General features: G+C 52.5%; 10 protein-coding genes. 3 read left to right on the forward strand and 7 right to left on the reverse strand.

The features are described 5' to 3' along the window. Positions 1-362 precede the first annotated feature (362 nt). From AQR02_RS24935 to AQR02_RS24965, 7 genes are all read right to left on the reverse strand, one after another. Entirely contained in the window at positions 363-827 is a 465-nt protein-coding gene (locus tag AQR02_RS24935) for a DUF420 domain-containing protein (RefSeq protein WP_054943099.1), read from the reverse strand. Positions 828-853: 26 nt separating this feature from the next. Continuing rightward, a complete protein-coding gene (gene ctaG / locus AQR02_RS24940) occupies positions 854-1774 on the reverse strand; it encodes a cytochrome c oxidase assembly factor CtaG (RefSeq protein WP_054943100.1) in 921 nt (306 codons plus the stop codon). 444 nt (positions 1775-2218) lie between these two features. Then, on the reverse strand, positions 2219-2542 hold the full coding sequence (locus AQR02_RS24945) for a cytochrome C oxidase subunit IV family protein (protein WP_054943101.1): 324 nt from the start codon (positions 2540-2542) through the stop codon (positions 2219-2221). A 4-nt stretch (positions 2543-2546) separates the two neighbouring features. Then, the gene (locus tag AQR02_RS24950) at positions 2547-3173 is read right to left on the reverse strand and encodes a cytochrome (ubi)quinol oxidase subunit III (RefSeq protein WP_054943102.1); all 627 of its coding nucleotides are present in this window, start codon (positions 3171-3173) and stop codon (positions 2547-2549) included. Positions 3174-3181: 8 nt separating this feature from the next. Beyond that, a complete protein-coding gene (gene ctaD / locus AQR02_RS24955; protein ID WP_054943234.1) occupies positions 3182-5020 on the reverse strand; it encodes a cytochrome c oxidase subunit I in 1839 nt (612 codons plus the stop codon). A gap of 128 nt (positions 5021-5148) precedes the next feature. Beyond that, positions 5149-6195: a cytochrome c oxidase subunit II gene (gene coxB / locus AQR02_RS24960; protein ID WP_054943103.1), complete on the reverse strand. Its 1047-nt coding sequence runs from the start codon at positions 6193-6195 to the stop codon at positions 5149-5151. A 398-nt stretch (positions 6196-6593) separates the two neighbouring features. Continuing rightward, a complete protein-coding gene (locus AQR02_RS24965; protein WP_038585388.1) occupies positions 6594-6782 on the reverse strand; it encodes a hypothetical protein in 189 nt (62 codons plus the stop codon). Between the two features lie 456 nt (positions 6783-7238). On the opposite strand from AQR02_RS24965, the gene AQR02_RS24970 reads away from it, so the two are divergent. The 3 genes from AQR02_RS24970 to AQR02_RS31600 all read left to right on the forward strand — a co-directional run. Further along, a complete protein-coding gene (locus AQR02_RS24970) occupies positions 7239-8258 on the forward strand; it encodes a serine hydrolase domain-containing protein (protein ID WP_054943104.1) in 1020 nt (339 codons plus the stop codon). Positions 8259-8381: 123 nt separating this feature from the next. After that, a complete protein-coding gene (locus AQR02_RS24975; RefSeq protein WP_054943105.1) occupies positions 8382-8720 on the forward strand; it encodes a DUF4870 domain-containing protein in 339 nt (112 codons plus the stop codon). A 106-nt stretch (positions 8721-8826) separates the two neighbouring features. Further along, positions 8827-9036, forward strand: a 210-nt coding sequence (locus AQR02_RS31600) for an acylglycerol kinase family protein (protein ID WP_167347637.1), incomplete at its 3' end; no start/stop codon positions are given.

Below are 9036 nucleotides of genomic sequence, written 5' to 3' on the forward strand. Positions count from 1 at the left end.
CGTTTTCGGCAAATTCTACGGGACTTATCCCACTAATTTCGCCATGCAGCCCGTTTCGGCAAATTCTACGGGATTTATCCCACTAATTTCGCCACGCCGCCCGTTTTCGGCAAATTCTATGGGATTTATCCCACTAATTTCGCCATGCAGCCCACTATCTTCGAATTCGGAGGTAGTTATACCTCTGATTCCGCACCACTGCCCCATTCCTGCGCATTCAGAGGGACTTATACCTCTCATTCCATTGAATTTGGAGGATTCGCGCTGCCCGCTCACCTTATTCAAACCATAATAAAAAAAGGCCTGCGCATCAGCACCCTCCTTACGGAAGATGCCGGTACACAGACCGATTTCAAGACCAGTTAAAAACCCCAGATTGCATCCCAGACCGGTTTGGTATGCCCGCCCGGATAAAATATGTAGAGCAGCACGTAAACAGCAACCCCCGTAATGGCCGTAATGAACCAGGTTACAGCAGTCACTCTGCCCCATTTGCGGTGCTTCGCATACTTGGCTTGGAAGCCCAGTGTGAGTGTCGTAATCCCAAACACGGCTGCCACCGTAGCCAGTACAATATGAAAAATCAGAAAAATGTGGTACAAGAGCGACAGATCGTCCGGTCCGCCCCAGGATGTATTCCCTACAAACACTGTTCTTGACATGTACACAATGAAGAATAGGGTAGCAGCCACTGCGGCAGCGATCATTGTCTTCTTGTGTGCTTCACGTTTGCCCTTGATGATCTGTCTCCAACCGATAGCCACCAGCACCGCACTGAGTACGATGAAAGATGTACTGATCGTCGGAAATACTGTAAAGATATCCATGATTATCCTCCTCGGTGCTCTACCTGCTATGCGCGGGTCAAGACACCATCCCCCTGCTCGCCGGATGGCGCGGAAGTGTCCGCTTCGTCTTGCCTGTTCTCTTTTTTATACCAATGATAGAACACATAAGCAAGCATCGAGGCAAAAATAAATTCCTGAATGAACTTCATGGCGATGCCACCGACCTGCTGATCCACCTTAGGCGACAGTCCGCCGAAGAATGCCGGTCCGCCGAAAGTCTGCAGCAGCGAGGCCGGATCACCGGATACACAGTACCCCATCGCCCGTGCCCAGACACTCGGATCACTATAAGTCGCATAGAGCGGAGCCCCGGCAAAAATAATCAGCCCGCAGGCCGGGGTCAGCAGCACCATATTCAAAAAGATAAAGCCGATCTGGCCGAGGCTCCCGACCTTCCGGCGCTCCGGCAGCGGATTAATCAGCGTCCACCACATCAGCGCGGCTGTCAGAAACAGCATACCATAATACAGGCGGTGGACCGCAAAATGCAGCATCACATAATCATGAATCACCGGCAGATGATACAGAGAGAATAACCCGTTGAACAGCAGCGCCGCCACAACCGGATGGGCAAGGAAGGAGAGCCGCCGCAGAGGATTCACCTTCAGCAAGGCGCGCCAGCACCAGTCAGGGATGCCCAGCATCATCAGCGGAACCGCAATTAGATAGGATAAAGCCATGCTGACCATGTGGAAGGAAAACAGGATATGCCCGAGCAGACTCACCGGACCGCCCTGCGCCAGATAAAGCGCCAGCAGCCCGCCCATAAACAGCACTCTCTGCCGGACCGGAACCATAGCGGAACCGGGAAAACGCTGCGCCAGCGGACCGATCAGCAGCAGATACCCGGCGGCCAGCAGCAGCGTTGCTGCCAGTATCAGCGGGCTCCACAGGTCGGCAAAGCTAAAGTATTGTAATCCCAGCATCGTACAATTCCTCCCTTGTGCAGAGTTATAGGGTTGAGTATAGATATACAGAAGGGCTGCGATTGGGCAGCCTCAAGTTTCGTATGACACCTGTTCCTTACAGAAATTAGTTGGAATGGTTGGGATTCACTTGGATTCACTTGGATTCACTCGGCTTTACTCGGTTTTACTCCAACTAAATTCAGCCTCACCTTTCTACCGGGGCGGTTAGTGGGATTACCTCCAACTAATTTGCTCCATTGAGGCCAAGTCACTGCTTTCCAGCAGAAGTAGATGGAGTATTTCCACCTAATCTGCATTTTCGGGCAGAAATGCACCGATTAACTGGACAATCTCCCACTAATTGAAACGCCGAAGCTGAATCCCGAATCCTCCCGGCCACCCCACTCCCCCGTAAAGCAAAAAAGAGGCGACGGCTGCCGCCGGCCCCTTAAGATCGCCGCCTTACTCCCACCAGACCCAGTAAAGTGCCATCACGATGCAGGTCCCGGCGATAAAAAAGCCGCCCAGCATGAATATGATCGGCATCAGATGCCCCTTGTCCTTCAGATGCATCCAGAAGCCCATCTGCAAAAACACCTGCAGGACAGCCATGACCAGCAGCAGAATGACGGCAAAGGAAGCGTTGACGCCTCCCGCGGCTACCGCCGCAAACGCAATTAGTGTCAGTATGGCGGAGAAAATAAACACTACGATATGACGCTGAGGGCCCTCCTGCCGGTGGCGGTGCTTCACACTGCCCTCTTGCGGTTGCTGTTCCGTTACCATGGGTTCAGCCCACCTTTCCAAGCAGGTATACAACGGTGAAGATAAACACCCACACCACATCGATAAAATGCCAATACATCGCTGAGACGTAAATTTTAGGCGCAGTTACCACCGTCAGCCCCTTGCGGACAAGCTGGCCGATCAGCACGGAGATCCAGAGAATCCCGAAGGCAACATGTGCGCCGTGGAAGCCGACCAGCGTATAGAAGGCCGAGCTGAACGCACTGGTGGTCATGCCGAATTTCTCATGTCTCACATACTCGCTAAACTCGTAAATTTCCAGGCCGAGAAAGGCTGCACCCAGCACAACGGTAACGATCAGCCAGGAGCGCAGCTGAGCCGGCTGGTTCCGGTGCATCGCCTGGATGGCGAACACACTGGTCAGACTGCTGACCAGAAGCAGGAACGTCGCGGCCGCCACCAGCGGCAGGTGGAACAGCTCATTAGCGGACGGGCCTTCGTTTGTCTGATTGCGCAGTGCAAGGAATGTGGCGAACAGCGTACCGAAGAGTACAGCCTCCCCGCCGAGAAACAGCCAGAAGGCAAGCACCTTGTTGCGGCCTTCCAGTGTCGCTTTTTCCGGTTCGTGCGGCAGCGTTCCCTTCACTGCTTCAGCATGTGCGGTTGTCATTGGCTGATTCACCTTCCTTCCAGCTCTTCGGGCTCGATATGCCAGCCGTGGTCGTCATACAGCGAACGCATCAGCATTGATCCGAAGGTTATGAGCAGTCCAAGTCCGGTAACAATATAGTTGTTGAAGAGAAAGCTTAAAGCCTCACTGCTGAACGTATCGCGGCTGAACATAAATCCAAGTCCGGCAATAAAAATCCCTACGGACATCAGGAACGGCAGGATCGTCGCCGACGGCATATGAATCGATCCGACAGGCTCAGATGGCGTCATGCCTTTGTGTCCGGCGGTTTTTTCCTTCCAGAAGGCATCGATGCCGCGCACCAGCGGTGTCTGCTTGAAGTTGTACTCCGGCGGCGGCGAAGGAATTGTCCATTCGAGCGTCCGTCCGTCTTCCCAAGGATCATCCGCCGCATCGGCAGGCTTTCTGGAAGTAAGGAAGATATTCGCCAGGAAAAACAGCATGCCCACACCCATGAGTCCAGCACCAATCGTACTAATCAGATTCAACAGATCAAACTGCTGGTTAGGCAGATACGTGAACACGCGGCGCTGCATACCCATCAGACCAAGGAAGTGCTGCACGAAGAAGGTCATATGGAACCCGATAATAAAGGTCCAGAAGGTCCATTTGCCCAGACCCTCGTCTAGCATCCGTCCGAACATTTTCGGCCACCAGTAGTGCAGCCCGGCAAACAGGCCGAGCACCAGACCGCCGACAATGACATAGTGAAAATGAGCGACGACGAAATACGTGTCATGAAACTGGAAATCAGCAGGAGCAGAAGCCAGCATGACCCCTGTTACGCCGCCCATCGTGAAGGTAGGGATGAAGCCGACTGCAAACAGATTCGGGGTGGTGAAGCGCACCTGTCCGCCCCACATCGTAAACAGCCAGTTGAAGATTTTGATCCCGGTCGGAACGGCAATCAGCATCGTAGACACGGAGAATAGCGCGTTCGCTACCGGGCCGAGGCCGGTGGTAAACATATGATGCGCCCAGACCATGAATCCCAGGAAGGCAATCAGGATCGTTGCGAAGACCATCGAGCTGTAACCGAACAGTCTTTTACGAGCAAAGGTCGGGATGACTTCAGAAATAATGCCGAAGGCCGGCAGAATGAGAATATATACTTCGGGATGGCCGAAGATCCAGAAAATATGCTGCCAGAGCACCGGGTTGCCTCCCCCGCCAACCTCGAAGAAGTTCGCTCCGAGAATCCGGTCAAAGGTAAGCAGGACAAGTCCTACGGTAATGGCGGGAAAAGCAAATAGGATAATAGCGGAAGTGATAAAAGTGGTCCAGGCAAACATCGGCATCCGCATATAGGACATCCCCGGCGCACGCATCGTGATGATGGTCGCCAGAAAGTTAATGCCGCCGATCAGGGTGCCTAGTCCGGCAATCTGCAGGCCTATCGTATAGAAATCCACCCCGTGAGTGGCGCTGTAAGTTGTAGAGGATAGCGGGGTATATGATGTCCAGCCGGCATCAGGCGCACCGCCCATGATCCAGCTGAGATTGAGCAGAATGCCGCCGAACAGAAAGGTCCAGAAGCCGAGCGCATTCAGAAAAGGGAAGGCAACGTCGCGCGCGCCGATCTGCAGCGGAATAACCGCATTCATCAGGGCGAAGATAACGGGCATGACCCCGAGAAAGATCATCGTTGTACCGTGCATCGTGATTAATTCATTGAACGTCTGTGCATCCAGAAAGGTATTCATTGGCTTAATCAGCTGGATGCGGATCAGAATGGCCTCAAGCCCGCCGATGCCAAAAAACAAACCTCCGGCCCACAGGTACAGAATCGCGATTTTTTTATGATCGACGGTGGTGATCCAGTCCATTAGCCCGGTATGGCGTTTGACGCTGTGACCCGCCTCAGGCGGCCGGGCGGGATTCAAAGATTGCGCTGTCTGAGCCAAGGTTCCTACCCCCTTTTCAAATATGCTGCTTCCGCTTGTTGCTGCAGGCTTTAGTCCAGCGTGTAATCGGCCAGATACTCTGCGATTCCGTCAATCTCTTCATCTGTCAATCCGAGGTCCTTCTTCGGATCCAGCATCTTGTTGCCGGGCTTGACACCCTGCGGATCATGCAGCCAGGTTTTGAGATTATCCAGGATTGGAGCACCGTCTACACCCGTATTGTCATTCAGGAGAATGCCCGCTACCGATTCACGTGATCCGAACCCGGTCAGATCCGGACCCATCGCAACACCCTGGTCCCCAACGGCATGGCAGGTCAGGCAGGCGGATCTAAATTTCTCGGCAAGCTCCGGATCTTCCGGCAGGACAGCCGGGGACTTCATCGAAGCCAGCCACTGCTCAAACTCCGCATCGCTGACCGATTTCACCTTAAATTCCATGAAACCATGGGACGGACCGCACAGCTCCGCGCATTTGCCGCGGTAAACGCCTTCATTTGGCGCACTGAAGCTGAAACGGTTAATCGTACCGTCAGGGTTCGTATCCATTTTGCCCGCGAGGGAGGGCACCCAGAACGAATGCAGCACATCCGCAGTACTCAGCTCAAAAGCAATATCCTTACCGGCGGGGATCACCAGATCCTGCGCCGTTTTCACGCCATAATCGGTATACTCGAACTCCCACCAGTACTGGTGGCCGGTTACTTTAACCTTAATCGCATTTTTATCATCCGAGTGATCATTCCCGGCAGCAAATACTGCTTTGACCGTAGGAACGGCAAGTACAACCACCAGGATCAGCGGGATGACTGTCCAGATCACTTCCAGCTTGAAATTACCCTCTACCTGCTCGGGAATCTCACGCTGCTCCGGTTTTCTGCGGAAACGGATAAGCACATAAGCCGCAATGGAAAAGACGATCAACAGTACGACAATCATAATGGTGATCGCCAGCTTCATAAGATCGAACGAGCTTTCGGCTGCAGGTCCCTGCGGTCTGAGTACCGACAGGTCCTCCCGTCCGCATCCGGCAAGAATGAGTCCAAGTGTTGCGGTCATGGGAAGAAGCCGCTTTCCAGCCTGCCACGTTTTCATCATAGATCAACCCCGCTTTTCCCGATTTCGTAGAGTAGAGGATTTTCCTGTCAATTATAACAATCACTATTAATATAAGTTTAAGGGGGTGTTTTGTCAATCGTTCACAGCAAGTTCACAAAGTCTTTTTTGCTGATCAGAAGGCTTGTCACTACAGCATTTAATAGCGCTTACAAAAATTCCGGAAGCAAGTCCATTTTATAGTAAAACGCATACATATGTAATTATGTCTATTAATTCATTTGACTAATTAGAAAGGCTTTGAACTATTTTTTCAAAAAAAGTAAGCAAAAAAAACCGCATCCAGAGGCAGCGTTTCACCCGGGTACGGTTTATGAGAATCCTCATGGATGTAATTACAACTTTACTGTCGTCAAAATCAGAACACTATCCTGTGTGTATTAGGAGACGGATGAGTTGATTCTTCCCAGCTCATGCTCCACGACCATGGTCAGCTCTTCTTCATAGCCTCCCGTGATCCGATACTTCCGGACGTACTCCTTTACAAATTTCTTGGGATCTTTGGGCCGGAAAATGCGTGTCATTTCCCGTAGACTTTCCTTGACTTCGTTATGACCTTTGCTTGCCATGATCAGTTCCCTCCCAAAACATTGAAAATGAATGCTCCGTTGTAGAGAATGCATGATGAAAAGTCCGCCGTAACTTCGAAATGCAAGTTCAGAAACCGTAACACATACGTGGCTTGCATTATCCGCCTAGACTATCATTCCAGAGTTCTGGAGGTCCGTCTTGCCGGTGAAGCAGGTTCGTCGTGATTTGGGCTGAGAGTAAGACGCCTTGAGGCAGGACATCTTGACACTTTACTTACCCGAAGAGCCACTAGCTGAATCACTCCTTTCGGGCCTTATCGTTATATTGTATCATATTCAAGGCCAAGTTCCACCTTTCCTTGTAAAATATGCGTATGGATTTTTTAAAAAATTTATGTCTTCCACCGCAGGGGAGAGGGCAAACTTATGGTTAAAATATACTATCTGTACATCCAAAATCCCTAAAATAGACACTAACGCAGGAAGGGGAACGTTATGGACAACCGGCTATCCTTATTAAGCACGCCTTATAGCGCAACACCCCCAGTGCCGCAGACTGAACCGGAGGATACCGGAACCGGCAGCAGGCCGCTGGAGCAGGCTCACGAAGCAATCACCAAAACGTATCCTAAAATGCATAGTATGCTTGTCGTACGCCACGGGAAACTGATATTTGAACGGTATTACGGAAATCATCATGCAGGAATGCTGAATGATCTGCGCTCCGCCACCAAAAGCTTCGTCTCCATGCTCACCGGCATTGCCATCGGCAAAAGTGAAATCCCGGGAACCGATGTCTTAGTCCTGGATACGCTGCGTAAATATCTTACGGCTCCTCCTGCCCCGCAGCTTGAACAGCTTACATTGCATCATCTGCTGACCATGACCTCGGGCTTCCGCTGGATTACAGGCAATAAGCTTGGTGAGCCGCTTGTCCGGAATCTGCAGCGCAGCCGCCGCTGGGTGTCCTATATTCTAAGTTTACCCATAGATGCCGAAAATATCGGCTGTTTCCAGTACCGCAGCAGCGATTCGCATCTCCTCTCCGTCATGCTCAGCGAATTCACCGGACAGGATGCGTTCACCTATGCCAGGCAGCATCTGTTTGAGCCGCTGGACATTAGCCATGCTGCATGGCTGCCCAGCCCGGAGGGTCACAGTATGGGACACATCGGACTATATCTCACATCACGTGATCTCGCCAAAATCTCCATCTGCCTCCTGGACGGCGGCAAGCACGGAGGACGGCAGCTCATCCCGCAGAATTGGCTGGAAGCAGCCTTCACGGCACAGACGGCCGGCTATCCGGCTTACGGTGATTACGGCTATCAGTTCTGGAACGGACGCATGAGCGGTGAGGCTTACCGGCTCGCCCATGGCCACGGAGGCCAGCAAATCTGGCTGCTGCCGGACCTGAATGCCGCCGTCATTTTCACCGCAGAAAGTGCAGTAAACCGGTGGAAGAATCCGCGCAGATTGATTGAGCAGTATGTCATTCCGGCAATGAAACTCTAAAACCGGTTACATACCTTGTACGGGCAAATCATAGGCTCCTAGTGAAGAAGGAGCAAGGGGCTGGCTAACGAAATTATAGCCAGGCTACCCCCTTCTTCTCCAAGTACAAGGAGAGTGAGCGCTTTGTCCCCATTCAAATCTTCCACAGGACTGCCCGAAAATATTGCTGCTTGTGTATGCTACTTCTTCCCATTCATCGGCGGTATCGTGTTTCTTGCCCTGGAGAAACGCAGCCGCTTTGTGCTCTTTCATGCGCTGCAGTCTCTGATTACGTTCGGCCTGCTGATGATCGTTCATGTAATGAGCGGATTCATCCCCCTGCTCGGCGCACTGATCGGAGCTATTCTTTCGTTATGCAGCTTTGCCATCTGGCTGCTCATGATTTATCACACCCTGGGCGGAAGATGGTATAAGCTTCCCTGGGCGGGAGATCTGGCAGAAAGCCAGCTCCGCCACCTGTGATCTGCGCACATCTGCGGAGATCCAGGTTTTTGAGATTCCCTTTTGCCTGTCTACTCCGTACAATGGAATCAGGACATACAGGAATCTACAGGCTGGAGGAACATCCATGTATTTATTGATCATAAATCCCGCTTCCGGCGGCGGTGCGGGACAGCGTACCTGGCAGTCCGTCGAGGGCCTGCTGAAGTCGCGCGGCATCGCGCATGAGGCTCTGTTCACCCGGAGCCCGGAGCAGGCCGAGGCGCAGGTGCTTCATGCCCTGGCCCGCCGCGAGGACTGGCGCGCCGCGATCGTTATCGGCGGCGACGGCACGATC

It is taken from the genome of Paenibacillus ihuae, from assembly GCF_001368795.1.
GTDB lineage: Bacteria > Bacillota > Bacilli > Paenibacillales > Paenibacillaceae > Paenibacillus_AQ > Paenibacillus_AQ ihuae.